At 71.3% G+C, this 14,920-nt stretch carries 15 protein-coding genes; 6 read left to right on the forward strand and 9 right to left on the reverse strand.

The genetic code is table 11. From position 1 onward, the window contains the following. Positions 1-56: 56 nt before the first annotated feature. Genes Q0741_RS22400 through Q0741_RS22415 form a run of 4 tightly spaced genes read left to right on the forward strand, consistent with a single transcriptional unit; the run spans position 57 to position 2,950 of the window. Positions 57-1,145 carry a PHB depolymerase family esterase gene (locus tag Q0741_RS22400; RefSeq protein WP_298235472.1) on the forward strand — a complete coding sequence of 363 codons (1,089 nt, stop codon included), beginning with the start codon at positions 57-59 and terminating at the stop codon, positions 1,143-1,145. 23 nt (positions 1,146-1,168) lie between these two features. Beyond that, positions 1,169-1,492 carry a hypothetical protein gene (locus tag Q0741_RS22405; protein WP_298235410.1) on the forward strand — a complete coding sequence of 108 codons (324 nt, stop codon included), beginning with the start codon at positions 1,169-1,171 and terminating at the stop codon, positions 1,490-1,492. Between the two features lie 19 nt (positions 1,493-1,511). Beyond that, complete coding sequence (locus tag Q0741_RS22410) at positions 1,512-2,210, forward strand: aspartate/glutamate racemase family protein (RefSeq protein WP_298235411.1); 699 nt, start codon at positions 1,512-1,514, stop codon at positions 2,208-2,210. A gap of 56 nt (positions 2,211-2,266) precedes the next feature. Continuing rightward, a complete protein-coding gene (locus tag Q0741_RS22415; protein ID WP_298235412.1) occupies positions 2,267-2,950 on the forward strand; it encodes a GNAT family N-acetyltransferase in 684 nt (227 codons plus the stop codon). A gap of 45 nt (positions 2,951-2,995) precedes the next feature. On the opposite strand, the gene Q0741_RS22420 is transcribed toward Q0741_RS22415, so the two are convergent. The 8 genes from Q0741_RS22420 to Q0741_RS22455 form a co-directional block, all read right to left on the reverse strand. Further along, entirely contained in the window at positions 2,996-3,397 is a 402-nt protein-coding gene (locus Q0741_RS22420; RefSeq protein ID WP_298235413.1) for a PIN domain nuclease, read from the reverse strand. Then, positions 3,394-3,588 (reverse strand): type II toxin-antitoxin system VapB family antitoxin, encoded by a 195-nt coding sequence (locus Q0741_RS22425; RefSeq protein WP_298235414.1) that lies wholly within the window; start codon positions 3,586-3,588, stop codon positions 3,394-3,396. The genes Q0741_RS22420 and Q0741_RS22425 overlap by 4 nt, the downstream gene beginning before the upstream one ends. Positions 3,589-3,635: 47 nt before the next feature. Continuing rightward, on the reverse strand, positions 3,636-4,727 hold the full coding sequence (locus Q0741_RS22430) for a hypothetical protein (protein WP_298235415.1): 1,092 nt from the start codon (positions 4,725-4,727) through the stop codon (positions 3,636-3,638). A 317-nt stretch (positions 4,728-5,044) separates the two neighbouring features. After that, positions 5,045-6,646, reverse strand: a complete 1,602-nt coding sequence (locus tag Q0741_RS22435; protein ID WP_367184164.1) for a methyl-accepting chemotaxis protein — start codon at positions 6,644-6,646, stop codon at positions 5,045-5,047. Positions 6,647-7,200: 554 nt separating this feature from the next. Continuing rightward, positions 7,201-7,758, reverse strand: coding sequence for a hypothetical protein (locus Q0741_RS22440; protein ID WP_298235417.1), 558 nt, complete (start codon positions 7,756-7,758; stop codon positions 7,201-7,203). A 207-nt stretch (positions 7,759-7,965) separates the two neighbouring features. Beyond that, complete coding sequence (locus tag Q0741_RS22445; RefSeq protein WP_298235418.1) at positions 7,966-10,005, reverse strand: ATP-binding protein; 2,040 nt, start codon at positions 10,003-10,005, stop codon at positions 7,966-7,968. Positions 10,006-10,123: 118 nt separating this feature from the next. After that, a complete protein-coding gene (locus Q0741_RS22450) occupies positions 10,124-11,554 on the reverse strand; it encodes a cobyric acid synthase (protein WP_298235473.1) in 1,431 nt (476 codons plus the stop codon). An 82-nt stretch (positions 11,555-11,636) separates the two neighbouring features. Beyond that, a complete protein-coding gene (locus Q0741_RS22455) occupies positions 11,637-12,194 on the reverse strand; it encodes a DedA family protein (protein WP_298235419.1) in 558 nt (185 codons plus the stop codon). A gap of 95 nt (positions 12,195-12,289) precedes the next feature. Here Q0741_RS22455 and Q0741_RS22460 point away from each other — a divergent pair, with 95 nt between their 5' ends. Beyond that, positions 12,290-12,724: a hypothetical protein gene (locus Q0741_RS22460; protein WP_298235420.1), complete on the forward strand. Its 435-nt coding sequence runs from the start codon at positions 12,290-12,292 to the stop codon at positions 12,722-12,724. A gap of 47 nt (positions 12,725-12,771) precedes the next feature. On the opposite strand, the gene Q0741_RS22465 is transcribed toward Q0741_RS22460, so the two are convergent. After that, a complete protein-coding gene (locus tag Q0741_RS22465) occupies positions 12,772-14,079 on the reverse strand; it encodes a nucleotide disphospho-sugar-binding domain-containing protein (RefSeq protein WP_298235421.1) in 1,308 nt (435 codons plus the stop codon). Here Q0741_RS22465 and Q0741_RS22470 point away from each other — a divergent pair. Continuing rightward, positions 14,078-14,914, forward strand: coding sequence for a fatty acid desaturase (locus tag Q0741_RS22470; RefSeq protein WP_298235422.1), 837 nt, complete (start codon positions 14,078-14,080; stop codon positions 14,912-14,914). The genes Q0741_RS22465 and Q0741_RS22470 overlap by 2 nt on opposite strands. Positions 14,915-14,920: the final 6 nt, after the last annotated feature.

Genomic DNA, 14,920 nt, shown 5'->3' on the forward strand with positions numbered 1-14,920 from the left:
CGTCGCCGGGCCGCGCCCGGCCGCCGGGCGCCAGGCCGCGGCCCGCCCCCGCCACGGTGCCCGACCCGGCCCAGGTGGATGGCGACAGCTTCATCGACGGCGTTCACACCGAGGCCGGCCTCACCCGCCACTACAAGCTCTACGTGCCGCCGGGCCGCCATGGCCAGGGCCTGCCGCTGGTGGTGATGCTGCACGGCTGCACCCAGCACCCCGACGACTTCGCTACCGGCACCGGCATGAACGCCGCGGCGCGCGAACGGGGCTTCTACGTGCTCTACCCGGCCCAGGCGCAGAAGGCCAACCCGTCGCGCTGCTGGAACTGGTTCAAGCACAACCACCAGGGACGCGGCCGGGGCGAGCCCGCGCTGCTGGCGGGCATGACGCGCGCCGTGGTCGAGCGTCACGGCATCGACCCGCGGCGCGTGTACGTGGCGGGCCTGTCCGCCGGGGGCGCGATGGCGGCCATCCTGGGCGCCGCCTATCCCGACCTGTTCGCCGCCGTGGGAGTGCACTCCGGGCTGCCCGCCGGCGCCGCGCGCGACCTGCCCTCCGCCCTGGCGGCGATGCAGGGCGCGCCGGCCGGCGCAGCCGGTTCGAGTGGCGCGGCGGGCGGCACGGGCCTGGCCGGCCTGCCGGACCTGAAAGGACTGAAGGGCCTGAAGGACCTGAAGCAGCTCAAGGAGCTGCAGGCGCTGGCCGACCTGCCGGGCATGCCCGACCTGGGCGAGCTGCCCGGCATGGCCGGGCTTCCCGGCTGGGACGGCCTGGAGGACGGCGAGGCCGAAGCCCATGCGCACGAGGCGCCTGCCGCCCAAGGCCCGGTGCCGCCCACCATCGTCTTCCACGGCGACCGGGACGGCACCGTGCACCCGTCCAACGGCGAGCGGGCCCTGGCCGCCTGCACCGACGCCGCGGCGGCCAGCCACACCGAGCGCGGACGCAGCCCGGGCGGACGCTCCTACACGCGGCGCGTCTGGCACGACGACGCCGGACGGCCGCGCGCCGAGCACTGGGCCGTGCACGGGGCGGGCCATGCGTGGTCCGGCGGCCATCCCGGCGGCTCCTACACCGATGCCAGCGGCCCGGACGCCACGGCGGCCATGCTGCGATTCTTCGAGGCGCAGCGGCTGCGCCAAGCGAACTGAAGCCCTACAGCCAGGCAACCGCCATGTACCACGACATCAACTGGTCCAAGTCCGAAAAGAAGCTCGCGCAGCAGGTTTTCGACGCCGCCCTGAAAGCGGAGCTGGCGGAGATCGTGGAGGACTTCAAGACTCGCGCCGCCGCGACGGCCGGCATCGAGGGCGTGTGGGCAATCCAGGAGTATCTTGAAAGCAAGCGGCGCGAGATCGACCGGAAATACGACTACCGCTATTCCCAGCTGCCCCTCGTCTTCGGACGCCTGTTGCGCGAGGGCAGGATCCGCATGGAGCAGCTCGACGGGCTTTCCGGGGAGAAGCGGGAGATCATCCAAAGCATCGCGTCGCTGTGACCCAAGGAGGAGCCTTGATTTGAAGACCATCGGCCTCATCGGCGGCATGAGCTGGGAATCCACCGTGCCTTACTACCGGCTCATCAACGAGACCGTGAAGGCTCGCCTGGGCGGGCTGCACTCGGCCCGGGTGATCCTCTACAGCGTGGACTTCCACGAGATCGAGCAGCTGCAACGCGAGGGCAATTGGACCTCGGCCGGGCTGATCCTGGCCGGCGCGGCGAGGTCGCTGCAGGCCGCGGGCGCGGACTTCCTGGTGCTGTGCACGAACACCATGCACAAGGTGGCGCAGGAACTGGAGGCGGCGGTGCGCATCCCGCTGTTCCACATCGCCGACCCCGCGGGCGAGGAGATCCGCCAGGCGGGCCTGACCACGGTGGGCCTGCTGGGCACGCGCTTCACCATGGAACAGGACTTCTACAAGGAGCGGCTGCGCCAGCGCCACGGGCTGCAGGTGCGCGTGCCCGACGCGGCGGACCGCGACATCGTGCACCGCGTGATCTACGAGGAGCTGTGCCTGGGGCAGGTGCTGCCGGAGTCGCGGCGGGAGTTCCGCCGCATCATGGCCCGGATGGTGGACAACGGGGTGCAGGCCATCATCCTGGGCTGCACCGAGATCTCGCTGCTCGTGAAGCCGCAGGACGCCACCGTGCCGCTGCTGGACACCACCACGCTGCACGCGGTCAAGGCCGCGGAGCTGGCGCTGGCTTCGGAGTGAGGGCCGCACCGAGCGGGTGCATCATCGCGGCCCCTGGGGCCTGTACACAGGAAGCCATGCCGCAGCATCTCCTCGACAACATCGTCTGGCACGCCCTGTCCGGGGCGCAGCGGCGCTTTTCGGCCGGCACCGACACGGCGCGCCGCTACGCCACGGGCTTTTCTCCCATCGTGGGCTTCGCCGACCAGGAGCGGCCCGATTTCAAGGCGCTGCGGCCCTTTTGCGAGGCCGGCGAGCATTTCTATTGCGACGGCTGGTCGGGCAAGGCGCCGCCGGGCTGGCACATCGAGGCCGAAACGACCATGTTCAAGATGGTCTGGGAAGGCGAGCTGCCGCCGGCGGACGAGGCGCCCGAGGCCGTGCCGCTGGGCGCGGCGCACGCCACGCAGGCGCTGGAGCTGGCCACGCTCACGCGTCCCGGGCCCTTCGGGCCGCGCACCGTCGAGCTGGGCGAGTACTTCGGCATCTTCGAGGACGGGCGGCTGATCGCCATGGCCGGCGAGCGCATGGCCGCCGGGCCGCTGCGCGAGATCAGTGGCGTATGCACCCACCCGGACTGCCAGGGCCGCGGCTGGGCGAGGCGGTTGATGCTGAAACTGTTGCGGCGCCAGATGCGCCGTGGCGAGACGCCCTTCCTGCACGTCATGAGCGACAACCACGCCGCGCACGGGCTCTACCAGCGCATGGGCTTCAAGGACTGGAAGGAAAGCGTGGTGCGGGTGGTGGCGCCGGCGCGGTAGAGCCAGCCACTTGGATGCCGGCCCGAGGTGTGCCAGCGGCCGGAGTCAGGCTGCCGGCAAGGCCGGAACCAGGCCCAGGTGGCGCACGAAGGGGTCGAAATCTCTGTCGGAAAACAGCAGGGCGTGACCGCGCTCGATGCAGCAAGTGGCAATCAAGGTGTCCACGGTCTTGCGCACGGTGACGCCCAATGCCCGAAGAGTGCGGAAATTTCTTGCCGCCTGGATTGCCAATTCGGCTCCCACCATGTCCACGATTTCCAGCGAAGTCAGCAGCTTCCTGGCCTGATTGAAATCACGTTCGCTGGCGAAGCCCTGCAGCACCTCGGCCAGTATCAAGTCCCCAGTGGCCAGGACTTCATGGCCCAGCAACCGGTCCAGCTCATCGGCTTGCGGCGTCGGCGTACCTCGGAAGTAGTCAATCCAGACACTGGAGTCGACGAGGATCACCGGTCGGTCCTCATCGCATTCAGGTCACCTTGCCAGTCAAGCTTGCCCCGCAGCTTGCGCAGTTCCTCCTGCTGACGCAGTCGCACCAGGGTGCGGAGTCCCAGCTCCACGGCTTCACGCTTGGTCTTGGCGCCGGACAGCCGGATGGCGTCGCTGAGCAGCTTGTCGTCGATGTCGATGTTGGTGCGCATGATGTGTATCCTGGCAAGCTTTCATACACATCATAGGCGCCGCCCGCCTACATCCCCAGCCGGGCCTGCAGCCCCCGCCCGCGCAGCAGCCACTCGGCGTCGAAGCGTTCCAGCTCCTCGCGCGCCGCGTCCAGCAGCGCATCGGGCTCCAGTGCCGGCACCTTGAGCTTGCGCACGGCCGAGGGCACGGCCGTCACCAGCACCTCGTCCAGCAGCGCCACGCGGATGCCGCGGCGGGCATAGATCTCTATCAACTCTTCCCAGCACGCGCCGTCGGCCTCGAACTGGCCGATGAGCAGCACGTTGCAGCGCTTGGCGCGCATGGTGCGCAGCACCGAGGGGTAGTCGTCGCCCAGGTGCGCGCGCAGCTCGATGCGCAGCTCGTCCTCGAAGCTGAAGTCCACCAGCGCGCCCTCGCTGGGCGCCTCGCCGTCCACGCGCACGCGGCACTGCGCGCGCGCGGTGAACTGCACATGCGCGCCATCCATCTCGAACAGCGCGGGGTCGAGCTGCAGCACCGGCTCCCACCAGCGCTGCACCGGCTCGCCGTCGGGGGCCACGGCCGGCACGGTGTCCAGCGGTGTGCCGGGGCACTCCACCACCAGGCGCGGCAGCTCGCGCTCCAGCGCCTGCAGCACGCGCGACTTATGGCGCAGGTGCGCCTCGGGGATGGGGTCGCCCTCCTCCAGCGGCTCGTGCAGGCCGTAGTCCTGGTAGCGCAGCGCGATGCGCGCGGGCAGCCGTGCCTGCCAGCCGCGCACGATGGCCTCGGGCGACACGGCCGCGGCCAGCTGTGCCGGCAGCTCGGGGTTCACGCGCAGCAGCAGCTTCAGGCAGAAGTCGGGCTGCAGGAAGCGGTTCTGCAGCCGGTTCTGCTCCGGCGTGCTCGCCGGCGGGCCGAAGTGTTTATGCAGCCACTGCAGCAGCTGCGGGTGGTGGCGGCGCAGGTGCGCGTGGCGCGCGCCCATGAGCCACAGCGAGTACTCCGCGTGCACCAGCAGCACGCTCAGGGGCTGGTCCTTGAACTTGCCGTAGGGGACGAGTTCGAGCGCGGGCGCCGGCGCCTTGCGCCGCGACGGGCCCGGCCTTTCCTTGCCGGACGGCGGCGTCTCCGCGTCGAAAAGTCCTCCTTGCCGCATCAATCAAAACTCCCTGGATCCCGCTGCCCTGCTCACGCAAGGGCGGGATTGTCCCCGATGCGGGATGGCGGCCCTGGCGCGGGGTGCGGAGCGGGCGTGGAGGAAGACTGGTTTGCGGCGCGGGCACACCGCTGTCCGGGGAAAAGTGTTGGAGCCTCGGTCGTGAACTGGCCAGGTTCGACGACTACGCCGCCATCCCTGCGTAGGCAGGGACCCAGGCGGCCCCACGTCCGCACGAAGCCCAGGGGTGGCGAACCGCCGACGCCCGGTGTTCTGCCCGATCCCGCGCCCGCCGGGCTCCGGACGCCGGCCAGGCCTCAGGCCATCACGCGCCGCAGGCGCGGCTCGGCTGAGGGCGCACGGCCCGGGGACGGCCGCCGCTCGGTACTGGGTTGCAACGCCGACACGCCACTGGACGTGCCGTTGCCCGCGCCACGATAGACGGCCACGGCTTCGGCCAGCAGGCTGGCGCGGGTGTTGAGCGAGACCGCGGCGGCAGTGCTCTGCTCCACCAGCGCGGCGTTCTGCTGCGTGGTGCCGTCGAGCTCGGAAACCGCCTGGTGCACCTGCTCCAAGCCCTGGCGCTGCTGCGCCGAGGCCTCGGAGATCTCGGACACCAGCGCCGACACGCGGTTGATCTGCTCGATGATGCGGTCGATGGTGGTGCCGGCCTGCTCCACGTAGTGGCTGCCGGCGTTGACCCGCTCCACCGACTCCCCGATCAGCGCCTTGATCTCGTGCGCCGCCGTGGCCGAGCGCTGCGCCAGGGCGCGCACCTCGCCGGCCACCACTGCGAAGCCGCGGCCATGCTCGCCGGCGCGCGCCGCCTCCACCGCGGCGTTGAGCGCCAGGATGTTGGTCTGGAAGGCGATGCTGTCGATCACGCCGATGATGTCGGCGATGCGCGCGCTGTGGCGCTGGATGTCGCTCATGTGGCGGCACACCTGCTGCATCGCCTCGCCGCCCTCGGTGGCCACGGACGAAGCCTGCTCGGCGAGCCGACGCGCCTCGACGGAGGTGGCGGAGTTCTGCTGGATCGTCTGCGTGATTTCTTCCATCGACGCGGCGGTCTGCTCCAGGCTGGCCGCAGTCTGCTCGGTGCGCCCGCTGAGGTCGCTGCTGCCGGTGGCGATCTGCTCGCTGGCCACGGCCACGCCGCCCACCTGCTCGGCCACGTCGTCCACCAGCGCGCGAAGGTTGAGCCCGGACTGGTTGACGGCGCGCATGAGCAGGCCGATCTCGTCCACGCGGTTCAGCGGCGGGCTGCGCCGGGCCTCGCCGCAGGCCACCGCGTTGGCCTGCGCCAGCACCGCACGCAGCGGCGCCACCACCTGCTGCTCCAGCAGCAGGCCGCTCAGCACCATTGCGGCCACCGCCCCGCCCAGGCCCAGCCCCAGTTGCATTGCGCTGGCGCCACCGAGCACCAGCGCGGGCAGCACCGCCACCAAGAGGGCCAGCGCCATGATCAACCCCAGCCGCACCCGCAGCGGCAGGAGCTGCAGCGCGGACATCCAGACCATCACACCGCTGCGCACGACCAGGCCGTGGTGGATCTTGCGGCCCTTGGTGCGCCCTTCGCGGAAGTCGGCGTAGAGCCGCTCGGCCTCCTGGATCTGTTGCGGCGAGGCCGGCGTGCGCACCGACATGTAACCCACCACCTGCCCGTCGCGGCGCATGGGCGTGGCGCTGGCCTCCACCCAGTAGTGGTCGCCGTTCTTGCGCCGGTTCTTCACCAGCGCGGACCAGGACAGGCCAGCCTTGAGCGTGCTCCACATGTCGGCGAAGGCCGCTGGCGGCATGTCCGGGTGGCGTACCAGGTTGTGCGGCTGCCCCAGCAGCTCCCCGCGCTGGAAGCCGCTGGCCTGCACGAAGGCGGCGTTGGCATAGGTGATGCGGCCGTCGAGGTCCGTGGTGGACATCAAGGTCACGCCAGCCGGAATGGTGTATTCGCGGCCGGTGACGGGCAGATTTGTTCTCATATTGCGTTGCGTAAACCGTCAGGCAACCAATTCCAGGTTGAAAAAATCAAGAAACGCCTGCCCGGCCGCCGCACCGCCATGCCGTTTCACGGCCCCGGCAGTCACCCGGGGCCGCCTGACGGCGTGAGGAGCCAGTTTTTCCCGAGGCCGCGGCCTCACGGGCAGCGGATTTAACCAATATCAAGCAACCGGGCCGTATTTCACGGCAAGCAGGCAGTCAAACTCAGTCAGACGAATGTAAGGCGTTTTATTCCTAGCTTTCACGGGACTTACCCTCGCGCCTTGACGCACCGCAACTGAACTGCAGTCTTAGGATCAATCCAGATTGTCAGCCTGATGTAATCATCGGCGAATATTGGGATGACCCGAATAACTTTCGCAGTAGCGCCGAATTTGTCCGTAGCGCCGCGGGGCCGCATGGACGCGGCCTGCAGGGCGTGCGCAGGGACTGGACGGCGCCAGCCGTCCCACGGCCCCGCGCCCGCCTCAACGCGTCAATGCCGACTTTCGGACAGGCCGGTGGCCGGCGTCTGCGGGTTCATCGGCCGGCTCGTGCCGGAAGCGGCCGAAGGCGTGCCGTCACCGGCATTGAGCGGGGCGGTTTCAGGGTTGGTCATCTGGGCCGCGCTGGAGAGCTCATCCACGCGGCCCTCGGTGGCCCCGGTAAAGCGTGAGGGCGAGGAGGTGGCGGACGACAGGGAAACGCCGCCTTTCTTCTTCAGGTAAGCCGAGGCCGCCAGCGCGCCGACGACGACGCCGATCAGGAATCCAGGCATGGTGTTCTCCGGAAAGTGATGGGAGCCACCATCGGGCAAGGTGCATTCCCAATCCCCTGTGCCTCGGCTTGCTGCCTGCCCGCCCTTCCTGGAAAGCGGCTGGATGGCGGCGCCGGCAAATTCCACATGCGCATGGAATGCGGCGGTCCGGCGTTGGCGCAGCCGATTTGATCCACGCGAATCCGGGAAAAATTCACGGCCTGCCAAACGGTGGTGGCATTCACGGCGTGGATGCCTGCCGGTCCATGGCAATTCAGTTCGAACCTGAAAAGCCACTCAAGGTGCTTCCCAAGAATCAAGCGCCGCTCGTCACATATTCCGCCGACCCTGCAATATTTCACGAACCACGGCTTGCGCTTGAGATGAAGGCGGCTTGAATTGCCTTTCCCGGCGCGGGACCATGGGCGGACCGGTGATGTCTCACACCAGGCCGGTACCGGCACTTAAACCAGTGCGCTTATTGCGGCGGCCGTGCCGCGCCCCTCACTCCGCCACCCGCGCGAAATGCTCCAGCACCGCGCGCAGCGCGTCGGGCTCCACCGGCTTGGTCAGGTGCGCGTCGAAGCCGGCCTCGGCGGTGCGGCGGCGGTCGCTCTCGGCGCCCCAGCCGGTGAGCGCCACGAGGGCCGTGCCGGCGTGCCGCGGATCGGCGCGCAGGCGCCGCGCCACCTCGTAGCCGTCCATGCCCGGCAGGCCCAGGTCCAGCAGCACCAGCCGCGGACTGAAACCTTGCGCCTGCCGCAGCGCCTCGGCCCCGTCCGCCGCCCAGGCCACGTGCAGGCCCAGCGCCTGCAGCAGCGACACCAGCATCTCCAGCCCGTCGGGGTTGTCCTCCACCACCAGCACGCGTGGCGCACTTTCCGCGCCCTGCGGCAGCGCCTGCAGCGGCGCGCCTCGCAGCGCGCCCGCCACCGGCGCCACCTGCCGCGCCAGCGGCAGCTCGATGCTGAAGGTGCTGCCCTCGTCCAGCCCGCCGCTGTGCATGCGCACGCTGCCGCCGTGCATCTCGGTGAGCTTCTTCACCAGCGACAGCCCGATGCCCAGGCCCCCCTTGGCACGGCCGGCGCTGTGGTGCAACTGCGTGAACATCTGGAACAGCCGCCCTTGCTGCTCTGGCGGTACGCCCACGCCGTTGTCCACCACCTCCACCACGGCGCGCGCGCCGGCCGGCCAGCCCGCCAGGCGGATCTCGCCGCCATCGGGCGTGTACTTCGCGGCATTGGTGAGCAGGTTGCCGATGACCTGCACGATGCGCGCGGGGTCCGCGTCCAGCAGCACGCCCTCGTCGGGCAGTTGCAGCGTCAAGCAGTGCCGCGCGGACTCGATGGCCGGGCGCGCCGTCTCCACCGCTTCCAGCATCAGCCGGCGCAGCGGCACCTGCTCGCGCTGCAGCGCAATGAGGCCGCGGCTGATGCGCGAGACGTCCAGCAGGTCGTCGATGAGCCGCGCCATGTGCGAGGCCTGCCGGTCGATGGTGTTGTGCGCCTGCGCCTGCCGCGCGGGGTCGGTGGACAGGCGCAGCAGCGCGATCGCGTACTTGATGGGCGCCAGCGGGTTGCGCAGCTCGTGCGCCAGCGTGGCCAGGAACTCGTCCTTGTGCCGGTCCTGCTCGCGCAGCATGGCCGCGGCGCGCACGCGCTCGATGTGCGCCCAGCTGCGCTCCACGACCTCGGCCACCACCGAGATCTCCAGCGGCGTCCAGCGCCGCGGATGCGCCTGGTGCACGGCCATCATCGCCACCAGCCGCCCTTCCTTGACCAGGCCGGCGCAGATGATGGCCTTGATGCCGATGGCGTTGAACATGCGCCCGCCGCCCTCGTCGCCGAGCTCGCGGTCCACGTCGTTGACCACCAGGTGCCGGCCGCGGCGCAGGTTGGAGGTGGCCTGCGGACCGAACAAGTCCAGCGAGTACACGCCGGCGCTGCTGGGCACGCCCGGGCGTGACCAGTCGCTGCGGATGGTGAAACGGTCGTTGTCGGGCTCCACGTCGGCATAGGCGCAGCGCGTGGCGCCCAGGTGCTCGCCGAGCATGCGCGCGGTCACGGCCATGACCTCGGTGGCGTCGGTGAGCGCGCGCGTGGCCTGCCCGATGCGGTCCAGGAAGCGCAGCCGCTCCTCGCTGGCGCGCAGCGCCGCCTGCGCACGGCGCTCGGCGGTGACGTCCACGCAGGTGCCGACCCACTCGCGCACCGAGCCGTCCCGCGCCAGCACCGGCGCGCCCTGCGCCATCACCTCGCGGTACTCGCCGTCGCGCCGACGCAGCCGGTAATGCAGCAGGAACACGTCCCCGGTGGCCAGCGCCCGCTGCCAGCGCCGCAGCACCTCGGGGCGGTCGTCCGGATGCACCGCGTCGCTCCAGCCCCAGCCGCGGCAGCGGGCGAAGTCCTGGCCGGTGAAGGCGCTCCAGGACGGGTTCTCGATCTCGATGGCGCCCTCGGCGTTGGTGTGCCACACCAGCGCCGCGCTGGGCGCAGGGGCCCGGGCGTCCAGGTTTTCGTCAAAAGAAAGTTCAGAAGCCGACATGACCGTGGCGCGAAGCAATTGAGCTTCCCGCGGCCTGCCGCTGAGCCCCCGGCGTCGGCAACCGCCCTCCGGCCGGCACAGCGCAGCACGCCAGCCAGCTCCCTGCCAAGAAACTGGATCAGCAAGTCCCCAGCAGCCCCTCCAGCACTCCCGGCTCGAAATGCTGCTCCACGAATTCCGCCATCCCTTCGAACACCGCATCCAGCGCCGGCACCGTCGCGCCGAACAGCGAGTGCAGCACCGCGGGTGACTCGAACAGCCCGTGCGCGTACAGCCCCAGCACGTGGCCGCGCTGCCACCCGATGGCCTCGCCGTCCGCGTTGCGCAGCGCCACGGCGGCGCCCTCGCCCACCGCCCGCGTGCGGCCGTGGCGAATCTCGTAGCCCTCGCTCTCGACGCCGGACAGCGCCGCCCACGGCGCCTCCAGTGCCTCGAACCGCACCCGGCCCGGACGCAGCAGTTTTGCCGTGTCGAAAGTGGTTTCCAGCGGCAGCAGGTCCAGCCCCGGGCCGCTGCCGTCCACGCCATGCGGGTCGTGCAGCGCGCGGCCCAGCATCTGCAGCCCGCCGCACACGCCCAGCAGCGGCCGGCCCAGCCCGGCGTGGCGGCGGATGGGCTCGTCCAGCCCCTGCGCGCGCAGCCAGGCCAGGTCGCCGCTGGTGTGCTTGGAACCGGGCAGCACGATCCAGTCCGCGCCCGCGAGCTGCGCCGGCGTGCGCGCCCAGCTCAGGCGCACGCCGGGCAGGCGGCGCAGCGGCTGGAATTCATCCAGGTTGGAGATGCGCGGGTAGGCCACCACCGCCACCTGAATGCCCTCGCCCCGCGGCGCCTCGTCGTACAGCCCGTCCTCCTCCGGCAGGCCGTGCTCGCGCCACATCGGCAGCACCGCCACCGTGGGCACGCCGGTGAGCGCCTGCAACTGCTGTGGGCCCGGCGCCAGCAGCGAGGCATCGCCGCGGAAGCGGTTGAGCACGAAGCCGCGGATCAGCGCCCGCTCCTCGGCCGGCAGCAGCGCGTGCGTGCCATAGAGGTGGGCGAAGGCGCCGCCGCGGTCGATGTCCGTGACCAGCAGGCACGCCGCGCGCGCCGCCAGCGCGGTGCGCATGTTCACGTAGTCGCTGGCGTGCAGGTTGATCTCGGCCGGCGAGCCCGCCCCCTCGATCACCACCACGTCGTGGCTGTCCAGCAGTTCTTGCAGCGCCTGGCGCGCCGGCGGCCACAGCTGCTCGCTGCGCGAGCGCCAGGGCACGGCCATCAGGTCCGGCCGCACCTGGCCCAGCACGATCACCTGGCTGGCGGTGTCGCCTTCGGGCTTCAGCAGCACGGGATTCATGCGCACATCGGGCACCACGCCCGCGGCCAGGGCCTGGAAGTACTGCGCGCTGCCGATCTCGCCCACGCGCCCGCCCGGGCCCGGCACCACGCGGGCGTTGTTGCTCATGTTCTGTGCCTTGAAGGGTGCGACCTTCAGTCCTCGGCGCGCATACCAGCGGCACAGCGCGGTGGCGAGCCAGCTCTTGCCCGCCCCGCTGGTGGTGCCCAGCACCATCACGGCTTGTCCCAACGTTCGTCCTCTCGCGTGTGAAAGCCGCGATTGGACACGAGTCGGACCCACCCCCCGGTGCGCGGCCTCAGCGCTCCCGCCGCCGATGGCGCCGCCACATCCACACCAGCAGCGCCGCTCCAAGCAGCGCGCCCATCAGGCCCATCTGGTAGCGCTGCAGCTCGCCCAGCAGCGCCTGCGCCGCCGCGCCGAAGGCCCAGCCGATGCCGCCAATCACCACCGCCCAGATCACGGCGCCGATGCCGTTGTAGAGCGCGAAGCGCCACGCCGCCAGCGGCGAGGCGCCGATGAAGATGGGCCCCGCGATGCGCAGCCCGTAGGCGAAGCGCAGTCCGATGATCAGCGGCGCGTGCCAGCGGTCGAGCAGCACGTGCACCCGCTCGGCCTTGGCGGCCAGCTTGGGGTAGCGCGCCAGCAGCTGCGGCCCGTGCCAGCGACCGAGCCAGAAGTAAATCTGGTCGCCCACCATCGCCATCACGGTGGCCACGGCCAGCACGCCGGCGGGGCTCAGGTGGCCCTCGTGCGCGGCGAAGCCGGCCAGCACCAGCATGGTCTCGCCTTCGAGCAGGCAGCCCAGGGCCAGCATCCAGTAGCCATGGGTTTCGATCAGCGCCCACAGGTCCATCGTCTTCCTTCAGGGCCGGCGCCACGCGCGAGCAATCCTCGCGCCGGGCCCCTATGCTGGCCCGCCGTGCCTGAACACCTTCACAGGAGGACGCCATGAGCAAGGACGCCGCGCCGGCCCCCGCCGACGGCTGGACCTGGACGTTGCGCTGGCCGCCCGCCCCCGACGGCCGCTGGCTGCAGCTCGCTCCCAGCCAGCTCTGGCAGCCCATCAACCCGGGCTGGAGCTTCGGCAACCTGATCGTCAATCACGCCAATTCCTCGGCGCCCGAAGTGGAGCAGGCGGTGCTCAGCCGCGTCAGCTATGGGCGACAAATCGGCCGGCTCATGGACGCGATGCAGGCCGTGGTCGAGGCCCTGCCCCAGACCCACGAGCATCAGGCGGTACAGGACTTCCAGGCGCTGGCACGCGAGGTCGCCAAGCTCAAGCAGGAAAGCTGCACGCAGCGCATGCAGCGGCTGCGCGCCGAGCTGGAGGAGCTGCGCCGGAGCGATCCGGAAGGGTGGAAGGCGCTGGTGGAGGGGGGATGACGAAGTAGAAGGCCTACCGTTTCGCCCTCAGGCCAGGCATCCCGCGTCTACCGCAAAACCGGCGCCCGCGTGGCCGCCAGCCGCTCCACCAGGCCGGCTCCCAGCACCGGCGCATCGAAGGCCGCCATCTGCGCCGCCAGTTCCCGGGCGCGCGTCCTGAAAGCAGGCTCGCCCAGCACGCGCCGCACCGCCTTGAGCAGCGCGCGCGGCGATGGGCGGCCGGTGCGCAGGTCCAGGCCGGCGCCGCTCCAGGCCACGCGCGCGGCGATCTCCGGTTTTTCCTCGCTGCCGCCGGCCACCACCAGCGGCAGCCCGTGGGCCAGCGCCTGCTGCACGCCACCGTAGCCGCCGTTGGTCACCACCGCCGACAGCAGCGGCAGCAGCGCGGGGTACGCCACGAAGGGCGCCAGCCGGGCATTGGCCGGCGGCGCGCCGTGCAGCACCGCCGCCACGCCTTCGGGCGCCGCGGTGGCGATGACCAGCACCTCCTCCCGCGCCAGCGCGCGCAAGGCCGGGACGATCAGCTCGCGCACGTCGGTCGCCAGCGTGCCCTGTGTCACCAGCACCACCGGCCGGCCGCGCCGGTGCGACGCCTGCACCTCGGCCCACCAGGCGGGCAGCGCCGGCGGCCGGGGCGCGTCGCGCAGCCACAGCGGGCCGATGAAATGCACCTGCGGCGGCAGGTCGCCGCGCACGTACTCGAAGCCGGGCACGGTGGGCTGCAGGTAGAGCTGCGGCGGGAGCACGTCGAAGTACGTGCCCTCGCCCGGCGGCAGCCCCGCCGCCACCCGGGCGCGCCGCCAGGCCCGGTTGGTGCCGGCGAACAGCCCGCGCAGGATCAGCGCATTGAGCAGCCGGTTGCGCGAGCGGTCGCCGTCGTTGCGCGCCGGCGGCAGCGCCGATCCGAAAGGCGCCGTGTCCACGCTGGGCACGCCCAGCGCGCTCACGCCCAGGCCGGCCCAGGGCACGCCATGCCTCTCGTGCAGCAGCGCCGCGCCCAGGTGCGCCTGGTCGGCCAGCAGGGCGTCGGGGGAGAAGGCGTCGCAGGCGGCTTCCAGGTCGCGCATCTGGCGCGGCGCCGGGGCGATGAAGGCCGCATCGAGCTGCGCCTTGAGGCGGGCGATGCCGCGCCGGTGGCGCAACCCGGGGAAAGCCGCCTCGATGTCGGCGTCGTCCCAGTCGGTGTCCGGCGCCATGGGCCGGAACGCCGCGCCGCTGTCCCGCACCAGCGGCTCGAACTTGCGGCCCGTTTGCCAGGTGATGGCGTGGCCCCGCTGCGCCAGGGCGCGCACCAGCGCGGCCATCGGCCGTACGTGGCCGGTCATGGGGACGGTGGCGACGAGGAGGCGGGCCATGGCGGAGGAGTCTGCCAGCGGCGGGCGGGAGGGACGGCCCGGCCACGGCACACCGGCTGCCGCAAACTCGACCGCCATGCCCTCGCCCCAGCCTCCGCACGCGCCGGCCCGGCCGGCCGAAACCATCTCGCCCGCGCGCCAGCGCCTGGTGGGCGTCGCACTGGCGGCGGCGATCATCGGCGGCTGGCTCGCGCTGCACCTGTGGGGCGTGCTCCTCCACCGCTGGAGCGCGATCGACTGGGTGCGCGCGCCCCTGCTGATCGCACTGCAGAGCTGGCTGTCCACGGGGCTGTTCATCGTGGCGCACGACGCGATCCACGGCTCGCTGGCGCCGCACCGGCCCCGGCTCAACGCGGCCCTCGGCCAGCTGTGCGTGGGCCTGTATGCGGGCTTCCGCTTCCAGCGGCTGGCGGCCTCGCACCAGCGCCACCATGACGCGCCCGGCACGGCGGAGGACCCGGACTTCCACGCCGCCGACCCGCGCGCCTTCGTCGCCTGGCTGCGCGCCTTCTTCCTGCGCCACTTCGGATGGGCCGAGTTCGCCACCGTTACCGCCGTGCTGGTGCTGTACCTGGCGCTGGGCGCGCGGGCCTCGAACCTGATCGCCTTCTGGGGCCTGCCGGCGATCCTGTCCGCATTGCAACTCTTCACCGTAGGCACCTGGCTGCCGCACCGCCATGGCGCCGACGCCTTCGCCGATCGCCACCGCACGCGCACGCTGCATTGGCCCTGGCTGCTGTCGCTGCTGGCCTGCTACCACTTCGGGCGCCACCACGAGCACCACCTGTGGCCGCAGCTGCCGTGGTGGCGGCTGCCCTCGGTGAAGTCGCGCTGACCCCGA

Source organism: uncultured Azohydromonas sp. (genome assembly GCF_937926365.1).
Classification (GTDB): domain Bacteria; phylum Pseudomonadota; class Gammaproteobacteria; order Burkholderiales; family Burkholderiaceae_C; genus Azohydromonas.

Coding starts and splice junctions, on each gene's coding strand:
- Q0741_RS22445 (WP_298235418.1), bottom strand. CDS start 10,005: ATGTCGGCTTCTGAACTTTCTTTTGACGAAAACCTGGACGCCCGGGCC.
- Q0741_RS22415 (WP_298235412.1), top strand. CDS start 2,267: ATGCCGCAGCATCTCCTCGACAACATCGTCTGGCACGCCCTGTCCGGG.
- Q0741_RS22430 (WP_298235415.1), bottom strand. CDS start 4,727: ATGCGGCAAGGAGGACTTTTCGACGCGGAGACGCCGCCGTCCGGCAAG.
- Q0741_RS22405 (WP_298235410.1), top strand. CDS start 1,169: ATGTACCACGACATCAACTGGTCCAAGTCCGAAAAGAAGCTCGCGCAG.
- Q0741_RS22465 (WP_298235421.1), bottom strand. CDS start 14,079: ATGGCCCGCCTCCTCGTCGCCACCGTCCCCATGACCGGCCACGTACGG.
- Q0741_RS22460 (WP_298235420.1), top strand. CDS start 12,290: ATGAGCAAGGACGCCGCGCCGGCCCCCGCCGACGGCTGGACCTGGACG.
- Q0741_RS22470 (WP_298235422.1), top strand. CDS start 14,078: ATGGCGGAGGAGTCTGCCAGCGGCGGGCGGGAGGGACGGCCCGGCCAC.
- Q0741_RS22450 (WP_298235473.1), bottom strand. CDS start 11,554: ATGGTGCTGGGCACCACCAGCGGGGCGGGCAAGAGCTGGCTCGCCACC.
- Q0741_RS22455 (WP_298235419.1), bottom strand. CDS start 12,194: ATGGACCTGTGGGCGCTGATCGAAACCCATGGCTACTGGATGCTGGCC.
- Q0741_RS22425 (WP_298235414.1), bottom strand. CDS start 3,588: ATGCGCACCAACATCGACATCGACGACAAGCTGCTCAGCGACGCCATC.
- Q0741_RS22435 (WP_367184164.1), bottom strand. CDS start 6,646: ATGTCCACCACGGACCTCGACGGCCGCATCACCTATGCCAACGCCGCC.